We start from the raw sequence: 25791 nt of genomic DNA, 5'->3' as shown, positions 1-25791 counted from the left end.
TGCGTAGCGACGCCACGCATCCTCCGCCTTCGATGAAGCAGCCAGCTTGCGCTAGCTCAGCGCCTGCATGTCGCCGCCGAGCGGAATCTGCGGCGCCAGCTTGTTGTCCGTGATCACCATGTTGTACTTGTCGCCGCTGAGCCGCCACTGGCCGCCGACCAGCGGGGTCTTGGCGATGTTCTTCGCGGCGAACGGCGGCACGGCGCTGGAGCCGAAGGCGATCTGGCCGACGATCGTATCGAGCTTGGTGGCGCCGATCGCCTTGGCGAGCGCCGCGCCATCGGCTGGGTCGCCGGAGCGCTTGATCGAGTCGATCGCGACCTCGAACAGCGAATGCACGAAGCCGATCGGCTGGGTCCATTGCTTGCCGGAGGCCTGCTCATATCCCTTGGCCAGATCGGCCGCTCTGACGCCGCTGAGGCTCGATTTGTAGGGATGCGTCGGCGTCCACCACACCTCGGTCGAGATGTTGTTGCCGCCCTTGCCGAGCGCCTGCACCGACGCCGGGAACAGCAGCGCCTTGGCCACCGACACGACTTTCGGCTTCAGCCCCTTCTGCCGCGCCTGGTTCCAGAACGTGGTGAAGTCGGGCGGGATGATCACGCCGGTGACGATCTCGGCATCGGCACCACGAAACGCCGCGATCTGCGAGCTGAAATCATCGGTGAGATTCTGGAAGCGGCCGGGATCGGTGAGCTTGAAACCCTGCTTGGCCAACACGGGCGGGAAGCCGATGGTGGTGTCGCCCCAGGCGTTGCCGTCGGCATCGTTGGGGAACAGCGCGCCGACCGACTTGTTCGTCGCGACCTGGCTCCACATGCTGGTGAAGACGCCGATCACGTCCTCCAGCCCCCAGAAATAGTGGAAGGTGTATTCGAACGGCTTCCAGCTCTTGGGATCGGCGGGGTTGGCCTGCCGGCCGATGAAGTTGGTCTGCCACGGCGCGACGCTGGAGATGCAAGGCACCTGCTCGAGCTCGCACTGCGTCGCCACCGGATTGTTGGTTTCGGGCGTGGCACCGACCACGATCAGCCCGACATTGTCACGGGTGATCAGCTCCTTGGCGACCTCGGCGGCGCGGTTCGGATTCGACTGACTGTCTTTTGTCACTACCTCGACCTGATAGATCTGCGATCCGACCTTGACGCCGTCCTTGATGAACTTTCTGAACTCTCCGAGCACGAAATCGTCAGCTTCGGCGAAGGCGGCCAGCGGACCGCTCTTTGGCGAGACATAGCCGATCTTGATCGGCTTGCTCGCCGCCCGCACCGCCGGCGCGAACAAGGTCGTCGCGCCTGCGGCTGTGAGCCCACCGGCGATGCCCTGCAGCACACGGCGGCGATCGAAAGACTGTATGTTCAATAGGTCGTTGGTCATTTTCCCCTCCCTTGAGGCAAGCCGGTCTTCATTCCGTTCTGGAAAATCATCCATCGCAGCGTCGCATCACGCGGCGGCGACGGACTTCGCCTGCTCCTTCGCACCACGGCCGAGGATCTGGCCGAACACATCGAGCAGCACGTCGGGGGCATTCACGGCCGCCTCCCTGGCGCGCCAGGCGACATACATGTCGGGCCGCACCAGCACGCAGCCGTCCTCGTCGACTTCGCTCTGGCGATACCAGTCAGCATAGATGTCGAGCGCATCGCAGCCTTGCGGGCCGATGGTGACGACATCGACCGGCAGGCCGTAGGCCTTCTCGACTGCGGCAGAAGCCGCCTTCCAGCCATCGCCCCCGATCCCGGTGAGCAGCGTGAAACGGCCCTTGCCGACAAGATCGAGCGTCGATTTGCGCTGGCCTTGATGCTCGACCCAGACATGCGGCAAGTGTGCGCCGGGCCAGGTGGTGGCCTGATGATAAAGTTCGTGATCCCTGGTGAAGGCCGGCATCGGCGTGCCGTCGGACACCACGGCGGTCGAGCCGTAGCGCTGGTTCAGCTCGACGCCGTGGCAGTTGAACTCGTAGCTCTTGTTGGCGATGGCCTCATAGAGCTTCTTGCGGCGCGCCTTGCCCTCGGCGGTCGGCGCCTTGCGCGCGGCGATCGCCTTGCGTGCTTCCGCCGGATCGGTCGAAGCGACAAGGCCCACTGCCTCGAAGATCGGCGGGAAATCGCCGATGCTCTTGTTGGCGCGGGTCACGATCTGCTTGCCGACCGGTTGGCGCTCGGCCGAATAGGTCTCGAGCAGCGACGGTGCCGCGTGGCCCTCGAGCACCAGCTTCAGCTTCCAGCACAAATTATAGGAGTCCTGGATCGAGGTGTTGGAGCCGAGGCCGTTGGTCGGCGGATGGCGGTGCACGGCATCGCCGACGCAGAACACGCGACCCGATGAATAGTGGCCGGCATACATCTCGTTCACGGTCCAGGTCGAGGTCGAGCGAACCTTGACCTCGAGGCTCTCGTCGCCGACGAGATTGCGCACGATCGAGATCGCCTCGTCATTGCCGAGCTTGCGCTCGCCCTGCTCGATGTCGTAGCCCCAGATGATCAGCCATTCGTTCCAGGGCCGCACCATGCGGATCAGGCCGGCGCCGATGCCGCCGATCTCAGCGCCAGGCTGCAGCACCCAGTACAGCACGCTCGGCCGGTGCGCGACGTACTTGGTCAAGTCGGCCTGCACGATGATGTTCATGCTGCCGGCCCGACCCATCTGACCCTCCATCGGCAGCCCGATCACCTCGGCAACCCGGCTGCGGCCGCCATCGGCGCCGATCAGATATTTCGCGCGGATCTGGCAGGTCTCGCCGGATAGCCGATCCTTCACCGTTGCCGTGACGCTGTCGGCGTCCTGCACCAGGTCGACGAACTTGGTGTTGAAGCACAGCGAAGTACCGCGCTGGCCGGCGGCCTCGATCAGGATCGGCTCGAGCAAATTCTGCGGCAGGTCGCAGATCCGGGTCGGGCTGGCGAGATCGTAATCCGCCTTGCGCGAGGGATGATTGCCCCAGGAATAGAGCCGGCCGAACTCCTCGCCGGCGAGGCTTTCGCAGAACACGTTGTTGGCCATCAGATGCTGCGGCACCGCCTGCGCCACCGCCTTGTCCTCGAGGCCGAGATCGCGCAGCACCTCCATCGCACGCTGGTTGGTGATGTGGGCGCGCGGCGTGTCAGCCAGCCAGCCATATTTCGTCACCAAGATGTGCTTGACGCCGTACATGCCGAGCAGCGCCGCCGCCGTCGCGCCGGCTGGGCCGCTGCCGACGACAAGCACGTCGGTCTCAACAGGTTTACTGGTCATCATCCCCTCCTTCGTCGTGTTGTTGGTTGCGATCGTCATTCCGCCGCCATCATCGGCCGGGGCACCAGCCCCGCGCCGGGCTTCATCTGGAAATCGTAGGTCATCAGGTGCCACGGGCCGGAGACCCGCTCGCCGTTCGGCAGCGCTGCTTCGTTGCGCGACTCGACGCGCGCGACCAGCTCGTCCTTGACGCCGAACACCACGTCGCTGCGCAGATACTGGTCGCCATCGAGGAAGACGTGGGTGATCAGCGGCTCGTAACCTTCGGCATTGACCAGGAAGTGCACATGCGCGGGGCGCATCGGATGACGCTGCGTGGCGGTGATGAGATCGCCGACCGGGCCGTCGGTCGGGATCGGATAGCTGCACGGCAAGATCGTGCGGAACGAAAAGCGGCCGTCGGCATCGGTGACGAAGCGCGCGCGCAGCGACGGGCCGTGGGTCGCGTAATCGGCCTTCTGCGAATCGTAGAAGCCGTCGTCGTCGGCATGCCAGACGTCGATCTCGGCACCGGCGAGCGGCTTGCCGGCAAGGTCGGTGACGCGGCTCTGCACGAACATCACTTCACCGGCAATGCCCTCGGAGATATTGCCACCGTGCGGCGTAACGCGGTGCTCGCCGACATAGAACGGGCCGAGCACCGTGGTCTCGGTCGCGCCCTCGCGCTCGCGGTGATTGACGGCGTCGACCAGCATCGAGACGCCGAGCACGTCGGAGAGCAGGATGAACTCCTGGCGCAGCGGCGTGCAGGTCTGGCCGGTTCGGGTCAGGAACTCGATCGCCTCATTCCATTCCTCGAAGGTGAGTTCGGTGCGGCGCACCAGATCGTGCAGCGATTTCACCGTCTCCTCGATGAGGAACTTCAGCCGCTCGTTCGGCGTGTTGGCGAAGCTGCGAACCACCTCGTCAGTGAGGTCATGCTCGTTGAAATTGGCCATGGTGTTGTCCTTGATTCCTGAGGTTCAGTCCTGCGCGGGCGCATCGCCGCGCCAAGCTGCCGCGATCAATTGCTCGATCGGGGCGCGATCAATCGGTCTGGGGTTGGCATACGGGTTGCGCACTGCCGTCTCCGCGGCGCGTGCGATGCCGTCCTCGGGCATTCCGATGTCGGCAAGCGCGCGCGGCAGCGCGAGCTGCCGGGCAAGGTCAAACAGGCCCTGCGGAGCATTGGCGCTGTGCAGCGCCCGCGCGACGCGAGTCATGGCCTCAGGCGCCGCGGCGGCGTTGTAGGCGGCGGCGTGCGGCAGCACGATCGCGTGGGTTTCGGCATGCGGCAGGTTGAACATGCCGCCCAGCACATGGCAGAGCTTGTGGTGCAGCGACATGCCGACCGCGCCGAGGCAGATGCCGCACAGCCAGGCGCCATAGAGCGCATCGCGACGGGCGCCGGGATCGGCGGGCGCCACCATGATGCGCGGCAGCGCGCGGGCGAGCGCGGCGATGCCATCCTCCGCCATCAGCGAGGTCAGCGGATTGGCGTCGGGCGCATAAAGCGCCTCGACGGCGTGGGCGATCGCGTTCAGGCCGCTGGCGGCGGAGATGTGCGGCGGCAGGCTGACGGTGAGATCGACGTCGTAGATGACGGTATCAGGCACCAGATCCTGGGATTGCTGCGTGGTCTTGATGCCGTTGCTGGTCTCGCCAAGAATCGGCGTCATCTCGGAGCCGGCATAGGTGGTCGGCATCGCGATATGCGGCAACCCGGTGCGCAGCGAGAGCGCCTTGCCGAGTCCGACCGTCGAGCCGCCACCGATCGCGACCAGCCCGTCAATGTCGCGGGACTCCACAATCCGAAGCGCTTCGTTTGTGACTTCGACCGGCGTATGCATGCGCGCGCCGGAAAACAGCCCAGCAAGCCTGTCACCGAGGCCTGCGCCGAGCCGGCGCCCCAGATCATGCTGCTCGCTTGTGGTCAGCACAAATGCCCGCTTGATGCCGAGGCGCGCTGCCTCCTCGCCGAGTCGTACCGAGGTGCCGGTACCGAACAGGACGCGATATTGCCGCGAGCAATAGGCAAACGCGCCCCTGCCGGCATCACCGGCCGTCGCAACGGACGCGCCTCCGGCATCGGCCAGCGCGATCCTCATGGCAATCCTCCCAAGCCGGCGAACCGGCGTTCTCATGTCGTTGGGAAGGAAGCTAGGGGCGGGCTGGCGCGGCGGGCCTGCACGAAACCGAAGAAAATCTGCACAAAACCGGAAAAATAATGCAGGGCCGGATCGGGCCTTCGACCGCCGGGGCCGCGATCAGCGGGACCTAGTGGCTCTGTCGGTATCGTCCGGGTGTTATGCCGGTAAAGCGGCGGAACATCCGCGTGAAATGCTCTTGATGGGAGAAGCCGCAAGCCAGCGCGATCTCGGCCAGACTTAAGGTTTCGTCGGCAAGTAGCGCCCTGGCGCGCTCTATGCGCAAATTGAGCACGTATTGATAAGGCGAGACGCCGCTGGTCGCCTTGAAAAGCCGCACGAAATACTCGGTGCTGCGGCCGCACAGTTCCGCCAGCTGGTCGAGGCGGATATCGCTATCGATATTGGCATCAACGAATTCGCGGATGCGGGCCATCTGCCTGCCGCTGAGCAGGTTCGGATGCTTGCCGGCCTCCACGCTCGGCTTGTGGAAGTTGATCGCCACGAAACGGCTAGCGATCGCTTGCGCGATCGGATCGACGAAGAGCGACGAGGCCGGCAGACCACCGGTGATGGTATCGCCGATCGCCGAGGCAAGATGCTCCAGCACGGCGTCCTGATCGCCGAGCATCGGCGCGAGGCCGCCGATCACGCCGGGCGACCCGTCAGGGCCGGCGAAAAGGTCGGAGCGCAGATAGATATGGGTGGATTCCAGCGGTTCGCGCAGGAGCACGTGGCATGCATGGCCCGCCGGCAGGAAGAAAACCCCGCCGCGCGGGATGTGCCGGGCAACCGACTTGCCGTCCATCACATACGTTATGTCGACCGGGCCGCCCCGATGCAGCACCATCAGATTGTCGGATAGTGCGTGGAAGTGCCCCTCGAACGGCCGTTCGCGCTGGACCGAGGCAAAGGCGGACGACCAACCGAGCCCTTCGCTCGAACCGCGGAATTCGGCCTGGAAGCGGTTCAGGATCCCGTGCGTCTCCTGCACCCCAAAATTCGACGTCGCCTGCATCCGACAGACCAAGGGCTCGAGGCTTCGGTGCTGCGGAGTAAAACCCAATGGCCCTCGATTTTCAATACGATCGCTTCCATTGTTGCTGCAGCGCAATGGCAGCAACCCGCGGACCAACCTGCCTCGATATGCGGTTCGATATCGACGCGCTACTTGGTCGAGAGCACCTCCCCGAACCGCTCCCATTGCTTGCCGGTGAAGCGCATGAACTGCAGCTGCTCGACCGGCAGATGGTCACTCTCGCCGGTGTTGACCTTGATGCCGGGCAGCAGCATCGGCAACTCCAAATCTTTGATCGACAGCGCCTGCCGCAGGATGTTCTCGCGACTGAGGTCGTTGCCCGCCGCCTTGAGCACGTGCTCCAGCGCCATGCCATTGTTGTAACTGTTGACGTAGTTGGCATCGCGGATGTCGCCGTCAGGCACGTATTTGGCCATGAAGTCGCGCCACCCCTTTACCCCGGGATCGTCCGCCCATGCCGGATCGAGCGGATCCTTGACATAGGCGCTCGAGATGATGCCCGTGCCGGCGTCGAGCCCGGCCGGCTCCATCACCGAGGACATCCATACCGACACATTGGTCAGGAACATCATCGGACGCCAGTTGATCTCGTAGGTCTTGCGGATCGCCTGCGCAGCGAATTTCGGCGCCGCGGCGATCACGAGCGCATCCGCACCGGTCGATTTGAGCTTCACGATCTGGGAATCGATCGTCGGCTCAGTCGTCTCGTAGGCCGCCGCCGTGACTGCCGTCTCATAGCGACTGCCGAGCACGTCCTTGAGCCCGGCGAGGTAGTCGCGTCCGAAATCGTCGTTCTGCGCCAGCACTGCGAAGGTCGCGTCGGGTTTCTTCTGCAGGGCATAGCGCGCATACAGGCGGGCCTCGTTCCGGAACGGCGCCATCACGCCCATCAGCGTGAGGGGAAACTGCGCGGGGTCGCCGAACTTCGAGGCGCCCGAGGCGACGAACAGCTGGGGCACCTTTTTGCCCTGCAGATATTTGGCGATCGCCGTGTTATGCGCGGTCCCCATCGTCGAGAAGATGAACGAGACGTCGTCGCTCTCGATCAGCCGGCGCGTCTGCTCCACGGTCTTGGGGGGCACGTAGCTGTCGTCGAGCGAGAGCAGGTTGACCTTGCGGCCGTTGATGCCGCCGCGGTCGTTGACCATCTTGAAATATGCGACCTCACCCTTGCCGAGGATGCCGAAGGCGGAAACTGGCCCGCTATAGGGCATGGTCTGTCCGATGCGGATCTCGGTGGCGGTGATACCGGGCTGGTCTTCGGCAACGGCCGGCGCCGCGAGAACGGACCAGACCACGCACAGCCCTGCAGCTGCGATAACGCTTCGCATCGATACCTCCCTGATAGGCCGCGCTGAGAGCGGCTGTTTGTCCGGAGAATTGCTTCCCTCCGATTCTTGCGACGTCTTTCGAATGACCCGGCTGCGAGCGGGCGTCCAATGGAGATCGGCGCCCTCCTCGATCGCCAGATCGAAGTTCTAACCGATGCTTGCAGCCAAGCGCTTGGCCTCCGTCGTCGCTTGCCGGCGCATCGCTTCGAACTGTTGCCGTTTCGGATCGATATCTCGATCGATGGGGAACGACTGAAGTATCTCTCCGAACGCTTCTGCGACTTCGTCTTTGAATTCGCCGTGCGGAAGAATGTATGGCTCGTTCCCGACGATTCCTTCGACCACCCGTTCGCCTACGGCGAGAGGATCCATCCCGGCTTCCAACGGCGAACCGCCGGCCGCGAACGGGCCGCCCGCCGGTTGAGCAGAACCGACCGTGTTGAGGTGAAGCGTCGTGTCGACGAGATTGCTGCGAACCAGACCGGGACAAAGGAGCGAAACGCCGATGTTGTGCGGTCCGAGCGCCATACGCAACGACTCCGTCAGGCCGCGCACCGCGAATTTGGATGTCGAGTAGATGCCGCCGGGATTTGGAAGAGCGAGAATGCCGGCCATCGAGGAGGTGTTGACGATGTGACCACCTTCTCCATGCGCCCGAATCCGGGGAACGAACGTCGCGACGCCGTTGACGACGCCCCCGACGTTGATGTTCATCACAAAATCCCAATCCGCGAAGCTCGCGTCTTCCATAGCCACCATGCTCGATACGCCTGCATTGTTGCAGAGTATGTGGACCTTGCCGAATACCTTCTCGGTCTCCGTCGCGGCCCGTGCCATTGAGTCGCGGTCGGTAACGTCCAGACGGATCAGATGGTAGTTCTTGTTGGAGCGATCGAGGGCGGAAGCCGCCGCATCGAGATGCGATTGACGGACGTCCGCGATAACGACCTTCAACCCATGTTGCAGGAACGCGCGGGCCATTCCCCGATCCCACTCGCGCCTCCCGTGATGAACGCGACCTTATCTTCGATATCTTTCATTTGATGGTGCTCCTGATCCCTGCGCACACCCCTCGACGTCATCGCGACTTCTCCAGCATGAGCGAGAAGGTGGAGTGCAAGCCCCGCCGCTACGGCGACGGATACCGACCGGCATAAGGTGGAACGAATTAGCGTCTCCACCTCCGGCTAGGCTCTTAATCGTAAGTTGCCAGTCCCCGCCGCGGATCGCTGTTAGTCCTCGTGGCCCTCGATCATGACGAAATCGGAGGTGCTGGCTTCGTCGCGAATCTTGGCCGCCGCCTGATACTCGGGTGAGTCGTGGCAGGCCTTGGCCATTGCGTAGCTTTCGAACTCGATGACGACGTGGCGACGCCCTTGAAGTGCGTCGCCGTGCACCTCGCATGCACCGTTTCGGACAAGGAACCGCGCCCCGTACTTCTTCAATGGTGCGGCGTTGGCCGCGATGTAGTCCTTGTAGCGCTCCGGGTTCGTGACGTTGACGTGACCGACCCAATATCCCTTCTTCGCCATCTCGCACTCCTCTTGCGCTAACGGTCTGTTGACAAACCGGACCATCTCACTCGCACCTTCCAGCCGCTGCTTCACCACAAGTGCGGCGCGAAAAATCGAATTTATGTCGGTCGTGAGCCCACATATTCCGAGATCCACCTTTCCAGGAAAGCAGCGATGTCATCGCTGTTCCGTTCTTGCATCATCAGGTGGCCGTTGCCGTACAGCCCATGGTCCTCGAGCCGCAGATGGACGGCTCGCACGCCGGCTTGGACGAGATAATCGACGGTGCCGTGGTCGTGCATGGACCAGGCCGACGCCTCCGATGTCACGACAGCAACGGGTATCGATGCCAGGTTGGGAAGACGCCTCGCCGGCTCTTTCTGAACGAAGCAGTCCGCCAGCCCCGGCTTCTGGGCCTTGCGAATTTCGCGCCGCAGTTCAGTTGGGCCTTTGAGGGGCGGATCGAACGTCATCGGGACCGCAGTGAGCCCGTAAGAGAGGTCGCCCAGCCCCATCGGCAACTGGGCGAAAGGCGGCCCCATCGGCTCGACCGCCACAATGCCTTTCACCAGGTTCGGTCGACTATCTGCCGCGAGCCAGCCGAAAGGCGCGCCCATGGAATGGGTGAGCAGGATCGCTGGACCGATACGATCCAGCAATTCGGCTCCGGCTCGCTGCATCAGCTGTTGCGTCTGTGCCAAAAAGACAAGGAACGGACCTTGGGTCGCGATGAATTGGTCCAGAACTGGATCGCCGACAACGCCCGAACCAGGCCACTGATTATGCTTTTGCGCGTTTGGCCAGCTGTTCGGCTGCTTGCCGGGCGCGCTAAACAGCGTCATCGCAAATTCGTAGGTCAGCGGAGGCGTCATGGGACCCAGCGCCTCCGGATGCAGGGGTGAACGACCGTGCCCTGGGCGGTCGACGACGTAGACCGCGTAACCCTGTTTCAGAAAGTAAGTGGCCCATCCCGGCCGTCCATCGGCAGTACCGAGAAAATCCGTTCCCTGCCCCCCACCTCCATGCACCATGACGATGGGATATGGATGCCGGATGTGCTCCGGGATCTGATATTGTACGAACATCTGGCCCGCGGGGATGGTGCCATTCGGTGTCGGCTGGCGGACCAAACCGGTCCAAAAGAATCCCTGATCTGACAGCACCAACGGAGCAGGTTTTGCCTTAGTTTGGGTCACGTCCCCCTCCGACTTTCTTCAGAGATCCAGAAAACCGGTCGGCAGCCCGAGATTGCTGCGACCAATGTACTTCGCGAAGGTCATGTATTGGGAGGACATATGTCCTCGATACATCTGGGCGTCGCCAAAGTATCGAAGCATCCTCGAGCCCTTCCGCGCCGCGGTCGACCCGGCGGTCTGGAACAAGAGTTCGATGGCTTCACAGGCAAGACGTGCGCCGGTCTGCAGCATTCCCCAGAGTCGCAAGTTTTCTTCCGCGGAGGCTTGCAAACCCGTCTTCGCCCACCGCTGACAGTAGTCCATGTGCTTACGCAAGCCCTGGAGCAGCACGCCTTCGGCGGCATCGGTCAACGCTATGGCGCGGCCATAGTTGACCTGGAAATCAGTCTCGAAGGCGCGCTTGATGAAGGGTGGAACAAATGTGTTCTGCGAGAACAGGATATCGCGATATTCATCGATCGCCGCGCGCGCGGCACCGATGATCGGCGATGTCAGAGACGCGTGATAAGGACCCATGAGAACGCCGAGATACATGGGGTTGCCATGCAATCGCGTTCCGGGTGTGCCATCGGAGAGATCCTGCTTCACACCCAGCGCGTCGAAAAACGCGGTCATGTGCTCGGGCACGAAGACATTGTCCAGCTTGACGCTGTTCGAGCCGGAGCCGCGCATGCCCAAGGTGCGGTCTCCACCCCAATCGCCCAGAATTGTGTATTGCCCACGCGGCACAACGAAGTGCAACATGCGTGGTGGAAACGACGTTTGAAGCAACGTTGCGCCCAGGAAATGCGTGCTGTGCGGTATTCCCGACGAATATGGCCACACACCATTGATGATATAGCCGCCTTCGACCGGCAGGCACGTGCCCCCGGGGGCAGCCCGATGCGGTGATGCGAAATGTCCGGATGAACCGAAGATTTCGATCTGCGCGGCTTCCGACCAGTGCGAGGCAATGACCGGCGCATGAGAAGCGGCCAACGTCAAGCACCACCCTGCAGACGGATGACCGCGCGATATCTCCACCATGACGCGAAAAAATGTTTCGTAATCGAACTCGTAGCCACCAAACATTTTGGGCTGCAAGATCCGATAGAATCCAGCATCGATGAACTTCTGCTGGATTTCGTCCGAATAATGTCCCCGCTCATCGGTTTCGGCTTGCGATTCCCGCAGCAGCGTTCTCATCGAGGCTGCGCGGTCGACCAGATCCTGCGGAGTGAGGTGAGGTTCCGGTGCCGGCATGCTCTTGCGCATGGCCTGAACGTTCATTTCAATCTCCTGATACTTCCGTTGACCGCGGTTGCAGCTAAGCGGCGATAGCGATTTATGCCGGCGAACTCACAATCATTCTTTTGTGGCGCTCGAGCACCCGCGGAGCAGTCTCGTCCAGCATCAGGCAGAGCAAGCCCGCACAGATGCAAAGCGTAGCGGAGATCCACATCGCGCTGGACGGACCGAACACGTCGGAAGCGATCCCGGCGAGGGCCGGGCCCGCGAAGCCTCCCGCGAGCTCGCCAACCCCCATGATGAAGCCAAGCGCGGTAGCAACATGGGTCGGCGGGATTGTTTCGGACGGCACGGTGGCCATGAACAACGAGAAGCCGCCAATGGCGAGATAGCCGACACCCATGAACAACACCATCAACGGCAAAGGTCCGTCGAACATGACGGTGGTCACCGGGGCAATCACGCCAACGAAGCCTGACAAGACGAGGATCGGACGGCGGCCGAACCGATCCGACAGCGCCGGGACGATGATCGAAGACGCGGCCGTTGCAATACCGGTCGCGGCCACGGCAACGCTCATCGCGCTGGGCGACAGATCCCGGACCTGCACCAGGTAGATCGGGAGGAACGTGATCTGGATCAGGAGCCAAGCCACCATCAGGCAGCTCACGATCGCGCAAACCCAGATGTTGCGATGTTTCAGCATCGTCGAAAGCGGGATCGTGTTGCGCGCTGACGCTTTCGACATCGGAGCGGCACCCGACGAGGGTTCACGGACGAATGCGACAATCAGAGCCGCCACCACGAAGCCAGGCACCGCCGCAATGTAGAATGCGCTTCTCCAGCCGTAGATCTGCGCAATTGCGACGAGCAGCAGAGGAGCGGCAAAATTACTCAGGAGCGCGCTGAAGAAATTCTGCAGAACGCCCATGTTGAAGCCGCGACGGTGCTCCGACGATTCCGCCGCCATGATCGATTGCGCGATCGGAAGTACAGGTCCTTCCGCAAATCCCATGACGAGGCGCGCGGCAAGCAGCGTCAGAAACGAATTGGCGAGACCGGATCCTACCGAGCACATCGAGAAGATCACTATCGCGCAGACCAGGAGCGTCTTACGATTCTGAAAATAGTCCGAAAGAGTGCCGACCGCATAGCCGGCGATTGCCCAGGTCAGAGCCAGGCCAGCCGAGAGGGCACCCAGCTGGGTGTTGTTCAGTTGGAGCTCAGGCATCAGAAACGGAGATAGAAAATTCAGCGCAAGACGGTCGAAGAATACGAAGCCAAACGCGGACCCCATCAAGACGACAACGAGATTTTCATAACTAAGGATGCGATTCCTGCTCATGACCCCTCCCTATTGTTTCCCGTTATGGTCGTTTGCGGCCGCGTTCTAGGCGCATTGCGCCGGCGCGGCTTCTGATATTTCTCGAGGCGCCAGCCCATTGCGCCGGCTCTCATACAGCCGCCGCATTCTCGCGAACTCGACGACCTGCTCGGCCACGAATGCGAGCTGTTGCGCTATGATCGGATCGCTGCACGCACCATCTGCGGAGAATGGCCTCTGCGCACTGTTAATGACCGCTGAAAATGGAGTCGGCCAACCGCGCAGCGCGTGAACGATGGTCCGCAGAGTTCCGAGCGTCGCTCCCATGGCTTGGGCTCCGCCCGCGCATACGATGGCGCCGACAGCGCGTCCGGCAAGATAGCTGCGCGCGTCCGCGCGGAGATCCTCGGTGTAATCTATTGCGTTCTTGACCAGGCCGGAGATCGAGCCATGATAGCTTGGGGTGGCTATGATGACGCCGTCTGCGGTGCGCAGCGCTTCGACCAACGAGGTCGCACGCTCCGTACGTTCAATGCTGTCGTAGTGCGGGAGATTCAACGATTGCCCGGCGAAGATTTGCGTTCTCGCACCGAGCCGCGCGGCTTCCGTCAAAGCGAGGCGCAGCGCCCTCTCCGAGGTTGATCCGTCGCGCAACGTTCCGCCGACCCCGACGACGAGCGGTGACCAGTCTTTCATCGCAGCGGCCCGCTGTCCTGCGCAGCACGATCACCCGAGGTGCAAGGCTCCCCAAGCGAATGCTGGCCAGTTCGGATATGCGAGCACCCTCGCCCGGCATCGAACAATGCCATGCGCGTCTCTCCCTATCGTTGGCGCCTTGATTGCGTCTGGCGCCTCTACGTGAGGTGAAAGTAGGACAAGCCGGGGGGCTAAGCCTGCACAAACCGGACCGGTTTGCAGGAAACTGACACAAACTGCCGGCTTCGTTTCCAGGAAACGAGCCAGCGTTCAGATCGGAAAGGCTGATCGTGGAGTTCTCAGTTCATTGCCCGTCGATAAGCGCCTGGCGACAAACCGGTCATCCGACGGAACGTGTTTGTGAAATGCTGCTGGTGCGCAAACCCGCACTGCCTCGCAATTTCCGCAAGGCCAATGTTTGGATCCGTCAGGAGCAGTTTCGCATGATGAATTCGCACCCCCACAACGTAGCGGTGAGGAGACACGCCCAGCGAAGACTTGAACACCCTTATGAAATACTCGGGACTTACGCCGCAGATCGCAGCCAAATCGTCCAGCTTGATGCAATCCGCGAGATTAGCTTCGACAAAATCACGAATCGAGCGGACGCTACGTGTACTCAGCTGGCGTTCCACAGCGCACGGCGCTTTCCGCTCCCGTGCATTGAGGACGAAAAGGCGATTGGCTATTGCATGCGCAATCGAATCGGCCAGGAGGGAACACGAGGTATCGCCCTCACGCACCATTTCTTCCACCACGGCCAGGAGATTGCCGGTTAGGGGCTCCGGCTCACCCAACAAAGGCAAGAGGCCAAAATCGGAGTTCTGCGCTTTATCTTCAGAGCCAGAGAACAGTTCAGGACGCAGGTACACATGGATCGAATTCAACGGCGTATTTAGCGTCACCTCACAGTCGCGGCGCGGCGGTAGGAAAAAGATCCCCTTCTCCTGCAAGTGCCTGGATACGACACGCCCATCGATCCGATAGGTCACATCGACTGGTCCACTCGCTGCAGTCACCAGCAGCGCGTTGGCATTGGCTTCGAAGCGGCCCCTGAACGGCTCTTCCCGCTGGAGCGATGCGAACATAGTCGACCAGCCGAGCCCCGCACTGGATGCCTCGCGTTTCACGGCGAACTGTCGCAACACGGAATGGACCTCGCCTCCGTCGAAAGGCCGCACGGTGCGCTCATTTTGCGCTGCGGCTGGCGATAGCGAATCAGAGCGTGTCTGCATCGGCCTGGTTGCTCATCAGTTGACGCTGCGACGGTACCGACCGGGCGTTTGGCCCGTCAGCCGGCGGAAGGCACGCGTCAAGTGTTCCTGATGGGAGAAGCCACAGCGCAGTGCTATCTCAGCGAGACCTTGCTGGTTTTGCTCGATCAGGAGCTTGGCCCGTTCGACACGTGCCGCGATCACATATTGGTATGGTGACTTGCCGGTCGCTGCTGCAAAAGCTCGAACGAAAGACTTTGTGCCGATGCCGCACGCGCTGGCCATCGCAGCAAGGGTGATCTCACCCTCAAGATTGGCTTCTATAAAATCGTTAATACGCCGAAGTTCGTAGTCCGGTAGCCCAGCGGTCTGAACCTGCCACGGCTCGCTACTCCTGCTGATCGCGGAAACCCTGTCCGCAAGCGCCCGCGCTATCGGATCGATGAAGCGATCTGAATTCGGCGCATTCTCGCAAACCGCCTGCTCAACCGCTTGCGCCAGATGCTGTATAACCACGTCCCTTTCCACCAGCAGCGGTGCAACATTGTGGACAGAAACTAAGTTTGCGCGGAGATAAATGTGGAGAGTGTCCAGCGCCCCATGCAACCCCACCTCGCACGCATGACCTGCCGGCAAAAAAAAGATGCTTCCTTTTGGAATGCGGCGTGAAGTGACGTGCCCGCCGGATGCAAAGGTCGTCTCCACGGGGCCGCTACGGTGCAAAACAATGAGGTCGTCAGCGATCGCTTCGAACCGCCCCTCGAAGGGGTTCTCCCTTTGGATCGACGCGTAGATCGAAGACCACCCATGCCCCTCACTTGTTGCACGGATGTCGGCCCCAAACCGTTGCAGAACACCGTGGGTATCGGAGCCTCTGAACTCGCGCTTGGCTTCCATCTCCTGCTCCGCGTGTAGTCTGACGGGGCCCGCTGCAGCGCAATATGCGCCTCGTGGTGATGAAGAATAATTCGTTATAACAGTAATGCTCTGAGCACGCTATGTCTTCGTTTGGCCACCCAAGAGGAAGCTGCCGTCGATCTGCTCGCCAACGAGCCGGAGCGAGCCGCCTGCCTCGAAGCCGAACCCGTTGAAGAGGCGCGTTATCTACTGCAGTGCGTCGAACAGGGGCTTGACCTTCAGACGCTACTGAGGTCGCGCCTCGCTGCGCATTTGCACCGTCAGCATAAGCCGGTCGAGCAGCACCTCCTTGTCCGTCAGACGGCGCAAACGGATGAGATTGGCCTCGTGCTGCTCCGGATCTGTCGTGTCGAAGATGATCCGCTTGTTGTCGACCGCCGCGGGCGAGACGACCTCGAGGAAGATGCGGCGGCGCTCCTCGGCGTAACGATCGAGGATCGCGTCGTCGACATCGCCGCGAACGACAGCAGCCAGCGCCTCGTAAAGCGCAAATGCGTCGAACAAACCCGATGTGAGCCCGTAGGCGCCGCTGGGATTCGTTGCATGCGCTGCGTCGCCGGCCAGCAACACTCTGCCGACACGAAACCGCTCGGCTGCCCGCTGATGCATGCGATAAGGCGCAAAGGCAACGACCTCAATGTCGCGCGCTCCCGGAAGGATGACGTCGAAGTACGCGGTCATACGCTCGGCGATGCTCTCCTCGGGTAGATCGAGCGGCTCGCTGTAGGTGCAGCGCCACAGATCGTCTCTATCCAGCTTTACGATGATTGCGCCATGGGTCGGGTGAATCAGAAAGGTGGTGCGCGCGTAGCCGTGCTTCGAAAAATCGTGCCGGACGTTGGCCGCGATGAACCGCTTCGGCCATGTGATACCCTCGAACTCCAGATGCAAGGCCCTTCGAACGTCGCTCGTCGCGCCGTCGGCGCCGATAACCCATCCGGCACGGAGTTCGGAAGGGCCCTCAGGGCCGTCAACCGAGAGAGTGACCCCGCTGCCATCCTGCATCAGATCGCGCATTGTCACACCCCAGCGAACCTCGGCATGCGGAAACTGCTGGAGTCGGCGCAACGCAATTCCGGCAAGTAGATTCTGGCCGAGATGGAGATTGAATGGGAATGGTGTCCGTCCGTCGAGAACGTCCAGGCTGTAGTTGATTTTCTCGCCGGTCGCGAAATCCAAGTAGGTATAGTCCTGCTTGGCGAACCCGACGTCTAGCGCCTCTTCAAGCAAGCCAAGTCGGTCGAGGCCCTCAAGTACAGACCAATGATAAGTTATCGCGCGCGGCGAAGCGATGATTTCCGATGCACGCTCGATGACGATAACCGGGATGCCCGCCTGGGCGAGCCCAAGAGCGCTTAGCAAACCAACCGGGCCGGCGCCCACGATGGCGACTCTTGCTTCAACGGACATAATCCCTCTTCTATTTCCTACAGGCGTGACTGCCTTCTTGTTGCGATTGAGGCCTAGCCACATCATGCTTCGCTCAAGCCCCAGGGGCTGCCTTCGGCGCACCCTCACGGAATGGCTGCAGAAGTCGATAGGCGAGACTATGCAGCGGCGTTGCTAAGCCATGCTTGTGCCCCAACCGGTCGATCTCGCCGCTCCGAGGAGCGATCTACAGTTGATGTTTTGTGCAGGCGGTCCAGCACCCGGATATTGTCAAGAGCTTTGCCGATGAACATGCTGGACCTCCTGATCTTTCCTTAGAAGGGGTAGTGCTGCGGACCTTCGATTGTTATCCAACGAAGCTCGGTGAATTCGTTGATGACGGCCTTTCCGCCGAAGCGGCCGTACCCGCTGGCCTTTGTGCCGCCGAATGGCATCTGAGCCTCGTCGGCGACGGTCGGCCCATTGATGTGGCAGATACCGCTCTGGATACGTTTTGCAATCGTCAGAGCGCGGGAGACATCGCGGCCGGAAATCGCAGCGGACAGCCCGTATTCAGTGTCGTTGGCGACGCGCACGGCCTCATCGACGCCGGCGACACGAATGATCGATTTCACGGGTCCGAACGATTCCTCGTTGTAGATTTTCATTTCCGACGTCACGTGGTCGAGCAAGGTGGCTTCGACGACCGTTCCGTTGCGCTTGCCGCCCGCGACGATCTTCGCTCCCTGTCCGGTGGCATCCTTGATGAGCGCATCCATACGCTCGGCGGGGGCCAGATCGACTAATGATCCCAGGACGACATGCTCACGCGGATCGCCAGCCGGCAATGTCGATGCCTTGGCCGCGAGTTTGGCGACGAACGCATCGGCGATTTTCTGATCCACAATAATGCGCTCCGTGGACATGCAGATCTGCCCCTGATTCATGAAAGCGCCGAAGGCCGCAGCATCGACCGCTTGGTCCAGATCGGCGTCATCGAGAACGACCAAAGGCGCCTTGCCGCCAAGTTCCAGCAGGGCAGGCTTGAGATGCTCCGCCGCGAGCTTGGCGATGACGCGACCGACTTTGGTGGAGCCTGTGAAATTGACCCGGCGTACGGCAGGATTGGAAATCAACGCCTCAACGATCTTGGGCGCGTCCGGAGGTGCATTCGACAGGACGTTGACGACTCCTTTGGGGAAGCCAGCATCATTCAGAACTTGGCCGATAAGATGATGCGTTCCGGGACAGGTTTCCGACGAACGCAAGATGACCGTGTTGCCGCAGGCGAGCGCCGCCGCGATTGCCCGCGTGCCAAGGATGACCGGGGCGTTCCACGGCGCCATGCCGAGGACGACGCCGGCCGGCTGGCGTACCGCCATCGACCAGATACCGGGCTTGTCGGATGGAATGACTTCGCCGGTGATTTGGGTGGTGAGAGCTGCAGCTTCGCGCAAGATGCCGGCGGCGAGATGGACATTGAAGCCAGCCCAAGGCGCCGTCGCCCCGGTCTCCTCGAGCATCAGCTCGATAAAGTCATTGGTACGGCTCTCCATAAGGTCCGCCGCCTTCAGAAGGAGGCCGCGACGCAGCGAGGGCCCGGTCTCTGACCAGGTCTCGAACGCCTTGGCCGCAGCAGCGACGACCTTCTCGACGTCTGCGAACGTCGCAGCCGGCGCGCGTGTCGCGACCTTACCGGTCATGGGATCCTTGCGCTCGAAGGTGCCCCCTCCCTCGGCCGCAACCGCACCACCGTTAACGATAAATCCGATATCCATCGATGCTCTCCTGATTTTCCAAGTACGCGGCCCTCAGGCCTGCGTTCCGCCGTCGATTGGAATGATCGCGCCGGTCATGTATGTGGAAGCCGGCGATGCCAGCAGCAGCGCGAGCCCCTTGATCTCATCCAGTTCGGCAAGCCGCCCTAAGGGCACGGTATCTGCGAACGCCGCGGCACCTTCGGGCGTATGCATCCGGCCATTGGCGATATTCGTCCGAAAAGGTCCTGGCGCGATGGCATTGACACGCACATTGTGAGGACCGAGCTCGAGAGCCGCGACGCGCACCACCTGTGCAATGCCGGCCTTTGCCGCGTGGTAGCCGTAACTCGGTAGCGCCGACGCGCGCAGCGCAGCGACGGAACACGTCACGACGATCGATCCCTGCCGCCGTGGCTTCATATGCTTTGCCGCCACGCGAATTGTCCGAAAAGCGCCATCAAGATTGACCCGAAGGCAGGCGTCCCAAAGCTCCAGGGACGCCGCCTTGAGCTCGCCTTCGGGCTTGCCGTATCCGGGGCCACCGCTCACGCCTGCGTTCGCAAACACACAATCGAGCCGGCCATATCTTTCGACGTAAGCATCCACGACAGCTTCGACGCTGCCCGCCTCGGCTATGTCGACGCAGAAAGTGTCAACGGCTCCACCGGCTTCGTCGATGGCAGCCGCCGCCTGCTTCAATTTGCCCTCGTCGATGTCAAGCATTGCGACCCGCCCTCCATTGGCTGCGATCACTTGCGCAATCGCGAGTCCAAGGCCAGACGCAGCGCCTGTAACGACGGCGACATGTCCGGACAGGTCAAACAGTTCAGCGGCTTTCATCGTGTCTCTCGTGGCCTAACGTTCGATCCGCTTAGTCAGCGCGACCAAGCAAGGCACCGCCATCGATGACGATATGGGTCCCGGTGATGTAGCTAGACGCTGGTGAAGCCAGGAAAAGCGCCAGCCCCTGTATCTCCTCGGGTCGACCGACGCGGTGAAGAGGACTGCCAGCTTCGAAGCGCTTCTTGAGGTCGGGCGTCGTGAGCTGGGTCAGAAACGGACCCGGCAAGATTGCGTTGACGAGAATGTTGTAGCGGGCGAGCTCAAGTGCGGCCTGCTTGGCGAGGTGCGACACACCCGCCTTCGATATCTGATAGGGCATACCGACGATAGCACCTGGCCTGATGCTCGCAATCGACGAGGTCAGGATGATGCGTCCGCCGCTCTGTCGCTTCATATGCGGAAGAGCGGCTCGAATGGTCGAAAAGATCGAGGTCAAATTCGTATCGATGACCTTGTCCCACAGCCTGTCCGGGACGGCCTCGATCGCACCCTCCGGATCCCGTTCGCCGGCCATCGACAGAAACCCCGGTCCGGCGTCGATGCCCGCATTCGCGAACACGACATCGAGACGGCCGTTTCGTTCGACGGCTTTGTTGACAGCAGCCCTGACTGCATCGCGATCCGTAACATCGACGGCAACGCTGGCCACATCGCCGCGCGCCTTGAGCTCGGACACGGCCTGATCAAGGCTCGCCTCGTCTTTGTCCAGTAAGACGACGCGTGCACCATTGTCGAGCATTGCCTCGGCGAAGGCCCGACCCAGGCCTTTGGCACCGCCGGTAATGACGACAGAAAGGCCGGTGACGTCGAACAGATCCTGGGTTTTCACGTCGAGGTCCCCTGTTTGAGTGACCAGCGCCGGATGGGATCCTTGCCGTCCCAGTTCTGCGCCGCTGCGAAGTAGCTGTGATAAATGCCTTCGAGCGCCTCCGTCGTTTCGATCACCTCAAGCATGCCCGGCAAGTCGCGGCGGGTATCGACATAGACGATCCGCACGCCGCGCGGCGAGAGGTCGGAAAACAAGACTGGGTAGCCGGCAGCCTCGTAGCGAGCGACGTCCGCATCGAAGTCCTTGGAACAGACGGCCCAGTGATGGAAACCGTGACCTTTGACCTTGATCGTCTCTTGATAGACCGACGGCTTGGTGTCGTGCTGCTCAATGAGCTCGATCATCATGTGGCCGGTAAAGGCGACGGCGAGAGTCAGGCTCATGTCGGTCGGCTGGCCTCGATACATTCCCTTCGCAGGCACGAAAGGACCGCTCACAAACCAAGGCCCGATATTCAGCGCCTTCACATAATGCATCATCGCCTGATCGATGTTTTCCACCGTATAGGCTGCCTGCACTAATCCCCCGACCGGCTGTCCGAATGAGAGCGGCTTCATCGTGCAAAAAACTCCCTACTCCCCGCCAAGCGCTCTTTGGCGACCACGAAGTCGAGAACTGCGGGCTTACCGCTTTCATTGGCCACGAACGCCCGTTGTAGGGCGGCCTCGACCTGGTGGGGATCGGTGACACGCTCGCCGTAGCAGCCGGAGGCGATTGCAAGGCCCGCGTAATCGAGATCAAGTACGAATTCGGTTCCAATGAACCGCTCATTGAACGCTTGCACTTGGATGTCGCGGATCGAGCCCAAGGCGTGATCGTTGAATATGCACCACGTGACACCGAGCTTGAGTTCGGCGGCAACGGGAAGGATATTCATCACCATCTGGAAGGATCCATCGCCTACGAAGCAGACCGCAGGCCGGTCAGGATAGACAAGGCGTGCGACGGGAAAGGCCGATGCCGCGAAGCCCATGCCATAAAAGCTCGAGGGCACGATCGTGGCGCGTGGCTCAAAGATCTTGAAATAGGGGAATGCGCCACCCATCCCCTGCGCGAGCACGCCGACGTCGATGGCGACGGTTGCATTGCGTGGGAACACGCGCTGGATGCGATCGAAGATCCGAATCGGATGAATTGGCGTGGCATTAGAGCTCGCCATGCTTTCGCGCTCTGTTTCGAGCGCAGCGCGCCGGTTCGACAACTCGGCGAGCCACTCCTTGGAGGCCGTGCGCTGACCAGTGCCCTTTGCTTTTAACTCCGTGAGAAGATCCTGGAGAACCAGGCGCGCATCTCCCGTGATGCCTATGGTCGCAATGACCGAGCGGCCGAGTTCGTTCGGATCGATATCGATCTGGATATAGGTGGCCGCCGGCGCCGGAATATATTCTGGCTTCCAGTTGTTTTCCTGCTCCTCAAAGCGAGCGCCGATGCCGATGACAACGTCAGCATTTGGCAGAAGATACTTTGTGACGTCCTGTCGATGATGACCGATGCCGCCAGCCGTGAGTTCATGATCGTCAGGCAAAATGCCACGCCCTGCGAGCGTCGTGACGACGGGGCTACCCAGCATCTCCGCGAGCTGACGCACTTCAGACGTCGCGTTTGCGGCTACGGCGCCGCCACCGGCGACAATTAGCGGCTTTCTAGCCGCGAGAAGAGCCGCCGCCGCGGTCTTGATACGATCGCTATCACCGCGGACCACAGCGGGTTTGCCGACTGGGAGATAGTCGCCGACGTCAAACTGCATTCTAAGAATATCCGCGGGGATATCGATAAGCACTGGACCCGGCTTACCCGAGCGGGCAATGGTAAACGCTTGACGCAGGCATTCGACAATTAAGTCCGGTCGATCGATCCGGACGCCCCATTTCGTGATAGCGGCAAAAATCTTGACTTGGTCGATCTCTTGGCTTGCGCCACGATGTGCATTGCGAGTGGCACCACGTCCCGCAATGATGACCATCGGCAACGCACCAACATATGCTTCCGCTACGCTCGTGACCAGATTGGTGGCGCCGGGCCCTGCCGTCACACAGCACACGCCGGGCTCACCGGTAAGCTGTGAATAGCCGGCAGCCATGCTTGCAGCATGCTGCTCGTGCCGCACGAGAATGTGAGAGATCTGCTGTTGTCCGTAGAGAGCGTCGTAAATTCCGATTGTATGGCCGCCAGGCATACCAAAGATGAACTTCACGCCTTCGGCCTTGAGAACGTCAACGACGGCTTGACCGCCACTCTTCATCACCATTGCCTCGATCCAGTTTTTGTCATTGACGACCACAACCCCGCTTCGCGCGACGATTTGCTACGTTGATCACGGTTTGGCCGAGCCGGCTTTCACCAACGGGCAGCCGCCATCTTGGAGCGGACGGAATGCTTCATCTCCAGGTACTGTAGCCACCACGTTATAGAGGTCCCACTTTCCTTTGGACTCCTCGGGCTTCTTGACTTGGAGAAGATAGAGGTTGCGCAACACACGGCCGTCGATCCGCACCTTCCCATCTTTGGTCGTGAAGTCATTGACCGGCAGCTCGCGCATCTTTGCAGCGACGGCGTCCGCGTCGCGCGATCCGGCGGCGTTGACTGCTTTGAGATAATGGAACACCGCGCTGTACGACATCGCAGGATCCCAATCTGGCGGGTGACCTATCTTTTCTTCGAAGCGCTTCGACCAGGCACGCGTCTCGTCATTCAGGTCCCAATAGAAGGGATTGGCCAGAAGCAAGCCGTGGCCGGTCTTGAGCGTGATGCTTTGGACGTGCTCGAGAAACAGCACGTAAGCCGCGAAAGTCGCGCCGTTAGAGGTGAGACCGAATTCGACGGCCTGTTTGATGGAGTTGACCGTATCGTCCGAAGAATTTGCAAGGCCGATCACGTTCGGATTGGTCGGCTGCGCCTGCAAGAGGAAGGAGGAGAAGTCGGACGTGTTCAGCGGCGCGTAGACGGCGCCGAGGACCTTGCCCCCGTTGGCCTCGATTACGGCGCTGGTATCGCGCACAAGGGCACGTCCGAATACATAATCGGCGCCGAGGAAGAACCAGCGGTTGCCGCCCCGCTTGAGAACAGCGGCTCCCATCACGTGCGCCAGCGAATACGTGTCAACGGCCCATTGCGTCGTGTAATTATCGCATTTGGGACCAGTCACATCGGAACTCAGGGCGCCGACAAATAGCGAAATCTTCTTCTTTTCCTTGGCAAGACTTTGGACCGCGAAAGCAACCGCCGAGTTCGGCACGTCGACGACCGCATCGACACCCTCAACGTCATACCACCGGCGCGCGATGGCCGAGCCGACGTCCGGCTTGTTCTGGTGGTCGGCAAAGATGAGTTCGGCCTTCTTGCCGAGCACGGGCCCAGCGTCGTCGATTGCCATGCGAACGGCTTCAACAGTCTCTCGACCGCCGGCCACGGCATAAACCGAAGACATGTCGTTCATGACGCCGATCTTGATGGGTGCAACGTCAGCGCGCGCCGAACTGGCCCACATCAACGCACCTGCGAAAACCGCACCTAGCCACCTCATCGCAAATCTCCTCCCAAGCGAGCTATCCTCCTCGGGAGCTCGCCAATTGTGATTTGTGATAACAAATCAAATATGAGAGTCAAGAGCCTTGAGCGCGCCCCAGCACGCACGCGCAACTAGCAGCAGCGCAGCACTCCCAGCTTCGTGTTTGAATTTGGATAGTTTGGTGGAGGACTAGACGGCTAGTGGGCCGGCTGCTTGTCCTGGATCAAGGCCGCGATGATGCGATCGCCACCCTTCATAAGATCTTCTGTTAGCGCCGCCCTTGCGGCCTTGGCATCGCCGGCACCAAGCGCAGCTATAATTCGCTGATGGCCGCGGGCGCCTTCCGAGGTCAAGTTGATCGGAATATGGTTGAAAACGGGCCCGATCTGGAGCCACAGCGACTCGATCATGGAAAGTATTAACGGGCTCTTGGCCGCTTCATACACCGTGAAATGGAACTCCTGGTTCAGCGCCCAAAATTGACGCTGCTTATTTCCACTCAAGGATTTAATCTTCTCATGGATGCGCTTGAGGGAAGCAATGACGTCAGGGCTAACGTGCTGACATGCCAGGGCGGCGGCCTCGCCCTCAAGAAGAATCCGAACTCTGCGAATTTCCAAGAACTCATCGATCGTCGTTTCGGGTACGATGACGCGATGGTTGGGGAGCATTTTCAGTGCACGTTCGACGACCAGGCGCCCAATGGCGTCTCGAACCGGCATCGGGCTAACATGTAGGCTTTGGGCCAGATCTCGGAGCTTCATTTCCGAGCCGGGCGCGAAGCCTCCAGACATGATCATAGTCCGGAGTTCGCGGTACACGCGATCGTTGAGAGTCTCTCGTTCGACAGCGCGAATCGAGCCCCCGAGCCCGACCTTGTCTACCCCTTTAACCATTCGCTGAGTCGCCTCGTCCCCGAGAAATCGCGTCACCTTATCAAGAGACGTGAGCTTGGCAAATCTGACGCCTTCTCCGGATGCATCCTAGCCGCTCACCGATGATCCGCGCTCAACTCCGCGCAGGCAATAGACGCGTATCGCCGTATCCTTGAAGAGTAACGCTTTTTCCGTGGCCGAGGCGCCTGATGCAAGCCGTTTGAATGCGTTACACAACACATGGTAACCGCAGCTCCGCCTAACCGCAGCCGCCAAGTGGAAAGCATGGAATTCGAGACGCTAAGGCCCAAGGTCGATGGCGTCGATACGATAGTGAAAGCGATTGGCAGCGGGCCGTCGCTGCTTGCTTTCCATGGCGCAGCGACCATCGAGGGCTATCGGTTGGCGGAGGGGCTGGCGGATCGTTTTCGCATACATCATCAGTTTCATCCCGGGTTCGGTGAGAGTGCCACGGCACCGCATATTATCGGCATGCAGCACGTTACCCCAGCAAGCCAATAGACACGAATGGCAGTGTCCTTGAACGGCACTGATGCTCGGGATGCGAGCCGCACGCACCTTGATTGGTCCGCGTGGGTGCCGCTGCAGTTGTATTTTCTGATTGCGTCTACCTCGCTGCGCTTGGGAACCATGGCGCAGATAAGCCTTTTCAAATGCACTTGCTTGTGATTTGTTATCACAAGTTACGCGTCACCCGCGTCGGCCATCGAAAATTGCTGATACAGGCAACCAAAAGTCGGCAGAAGCCGAGATACAGAACTCCGAGGG

General features: G+C 61.0%; 23 protein-coding genes. 1 reads left to right on the top strand and 22 read right to left on the bottom strand.

Features of this window, described 5'->3' with window-relative positions:
* Positions 1-51 precede the first annotated feature (51 nt).
* The 22 genes from P0R31_RS23335 to P0R31_RS23230 form a co-directional block, all read right to left on the bottom strand.
* A complete protein-coding gene (locus P0R31_RS23335; RefSeq protein ID WP_275516516.1) occupies positions 52-1377 on the bottom strand; it encodes an ABC transporter substrate-binding protein in 1326 nt (441 codons plus the stop codon).
* 66 nt (positions 1378-1443) lie between these two features.
* Positions 1444-3273 (bottom strand): FAD-dependent oxidoreductase, encoded by a 1830-nt coding sequence (locus tag P0R31_RS23330; RefSeq protein WP_275516515.1) that lies wholly within the window; start codon positions 3271-3273, stop codon positions 1444-1446.
* Positions 3270-4172 carry an intradiol ring-cleavage dioxygenase gene (locus P0R31_RS23325; protein WP_275516514.1) on the bottom strand — a complete coding sequence of 301 codons (903 nt, stop codon included), beginning with the start codon at positions 4170-4172 and terminating at the stop codon, positions 3270-3272. The genes P0R31_RS23330 and P0R31_RS23325 overlap by 4 nt, the downstream gene beginning before the upstream one ends.
* Positions 4173-4196: 24 nt before the next feature.
* Positions 4197-5321: a maleylacetate reductase gene (locus tag P0R31_RS23320; protein ID WP_275511632.1), complete on the bottom strand. Its 1125-nt coding sequence runs from the start codon at positions 5319-5321 to the stop codon at positions 4197-4199.
* A 169-nt stretch (positions 5322-5490) separates the two neighbouring features.
* A complete protein-coding gene (locus P0R31_RS23315) occupies positions 5491-6495 on the bottom strand; it encodes a helix-turn-helix domain-containing protein (protein WP_275511633.1) in 1005 nt (334 codons plus the stop codon).
* 32 nt (positions 6496-6527) lie between these two features.
* Positions 6528-7730, bottom strand: a complete 1203-nt coding sequence (locus P0R31_RS23310) for an ABC transporter substrate-binding protein (protein ID WP_271543861.1) — start codon at positions 7728-7730, stop codon at positions 6528-6530.
* Between the two features lie 147 nt (positions 7731-7877).
* Entirely contained in the window at positions 7878-8711 is an 834-nt protein-coding gene (locus tag P0R31_RS23305) for an SDR family oxidoreductase (RefSeq protein WP_275516513.1), read from the bottom strand.
* A 251-nt stretch (positions 8712-8962) separates the two neighbouring features.
* Positions 8963-9262, bottom strand: a complete 300-nt coding sequence (locus tag P0R31_RS23300; RefSeq protein WP_275511636.1) for a DUF1330 domain-containing protein — start codon at positions 9260-9262, stop codon at positions 8963-8965.
* A gap of 101 nt (positions 9263-9363) precedes the next feature.
* Complete coding sequence (locus tag P0R31_RS23295) at positions 9364-10440, bottom strand: alpha/beta hydrolase (RefSeq protein WP_275511637.1); 1077 nt, start codon at positions 10438-10440, stop codon at positions 9364-9366.
* An 18-nt stretch (positions 10441-10458) separates the two neighbouring features.
* Positions 10459-11709, bottom strand: coding sequence for an acyl-CoA dehydrogenase family protein (locus P0R31_RS23290; protein ID WP_275511638.1), 1251 nt, complete (start codon positions 11707-11709; stop codon positions 10459-10461).
* Positions 11710-11764: 55 nt separating this feature from the next.
* Positions 11765-13012, bottom strand: coding sequence for an MFS transporter (locus P0R31_RS23285; RefSeq protein ID WP_275511639.1), 1248 nt, complete (start codon positions 13010-13012; stop codon positions 11765-11767).
* Between the two features lie 45 nt (positions 13013-13057).
* Positions 13058-13687, bottom strand: a complete 630-nt coding sequence (locus P0R31_RS23280; RefSeq protein WP_275511640.1) for an NADPH-dependent FMN reductase — start codon at positions 13685-13687, stop codon at positions 13058-13060.
* Positions 13688-13986: 299 nt separating this feature from the next.
* Complete coding sequence (locus tag P0R31_RS23275; RefSeq protein ID WP_275511641.1) at positions 13987-14868, bottom strand: helix-turn-helix transcriptional regulator; 882 nt, start codon at positions 14866-14868, stop codon at positions 13987-13989.
* Between the two features lie 69 nt (positions 14869-14937).
* On the bottom strand, positions 14938-15798 hold the full coding sequence (locus P0R31_RS23270) for a helix-turn-helix domain-containing protein (RefSeq protein WP_275511642.1): 861 nt from the start codon (positions 15796-15798) through the stop codon (positions 14938-14940).
* Positions 15799-16044: 246 nt separating this feature from the next.
* Positions 16045-17229, bottom strand: coding sequence for an FAD-dependent oxidoreductase (locus tag P0R31_RS23265; RefSeq protein WP_275516512.1), 1185 nt, complete (start codon positions 17227-17229; stop codon positions 16045-16047).
* A 293-nt stretch (positions 17230-17522) separates the two neighbouring features.
* On the bottom strand, positions 17523-18965 hold the full coding sequence (locus P0R31_RS23260; protein WP_275516511.1) for an aldehyde dehydrogenase: 1443 nt from the start codon (positions 18963-18965) through the stop codon (positions 17523-17525).
* Between the two features lie 33 nt (positions 18966-18998).
* On the bottom strand, positions 18999-19787 hold the full coding sequence (locus P0R31_RS23255) for an SDR family NAD(P)-dependent oxidoreductase (protein WP_275516510.1): 789 nt from the start codon (positions 19785-19787) through the stop codon (positions 18999-19001).
* Between the two features lie 31 nt (positions 19788-19818).
* Entirely contained in the window at positions 19819-20619 is an 801-nt protein-coding gene (locus P0R31_RS23250) for an SDR family NAD(P)-dependent oxidoreductase (protein WP_275502645.1), read from the bottom strand.
* Positions 20616-21176, bottom strand: coding sequence for a VOC family protein (locus P0R31_RS23245; protein WP_275502644.1), 561 nt, complete (start codon positions 21174-21176; stop codon positions 20616-20618). The genes P0R31_RS23250 and P0R31_RS23245 overlap by 4 nt, the downstream gene beginning before the upstream one ends.
* On the bottom strand, positions 21173-22900 hold the full coding sequence (locus tag P0R31_RS23240; RefSeq protein ID WP_275511647.1) for a thiamine pyrophosphate-binding protein: 1728 nt from the start codon (positions 22898-22900) through the stop codon (positions 21173-21175). The genes P0R31_RS23245 and P0R31_RS23240 overlap by 4 nt, the downstream gene beginning before the upstream one ends.
* 33 nt (positions 22901-22933) lie before the next feature.
* On the bottom strand, positions 22934-24142 hold the full coding sequence (locus P0R31_RS23235; RefSeq protein WP_275502641.1) for an ABC transporter substrate-binding protein: 1209 nt from the start codon (positions 24140-24142) through the stop codon (positions 22934-22936).
* Positions 24143-24324: 182 nt separating this feature from the next.
* Entirely contained in the window at positions 24325-25023 is a 699-nt protein-coding gene (locus P0R31_RS23230) for a GntR family transcriptional regulator (protein ID WP_275502638.1), read from the bottom strand.
* Positions 25024-25287: 264 nt separating this feature from the next.
* Here P0R31_RS23230 and P0R31_RS23225 point away from each other — a divergent pair, with 264 nt between their 5' ends.
* Positions 25288-25524, top strand: coding sequence for a hypothetical protein (locus P0R31_RS23225; protein ID WP_275511648.1), 237 nt, complete (start codon positions 25288-25290; stop codon positions 25522-25524).
* Positions 25525-25791: the final 267 nt, after the last annotated feature.

This window comes from Bradyrhizobium yuanmingense (genome assembly GCF_029167105.1).
Classification (GTDB): Bacteria; Pseudomonadota; Alphaproteobacteria; order Rhizobiales; family Xanthobacteraceae; genus Bradyrhizobium; species Bradyrhizobium yuanmingense_A.
This window is presented reverse-complemented; position numbering and strand designations above follow the sequence as displayed.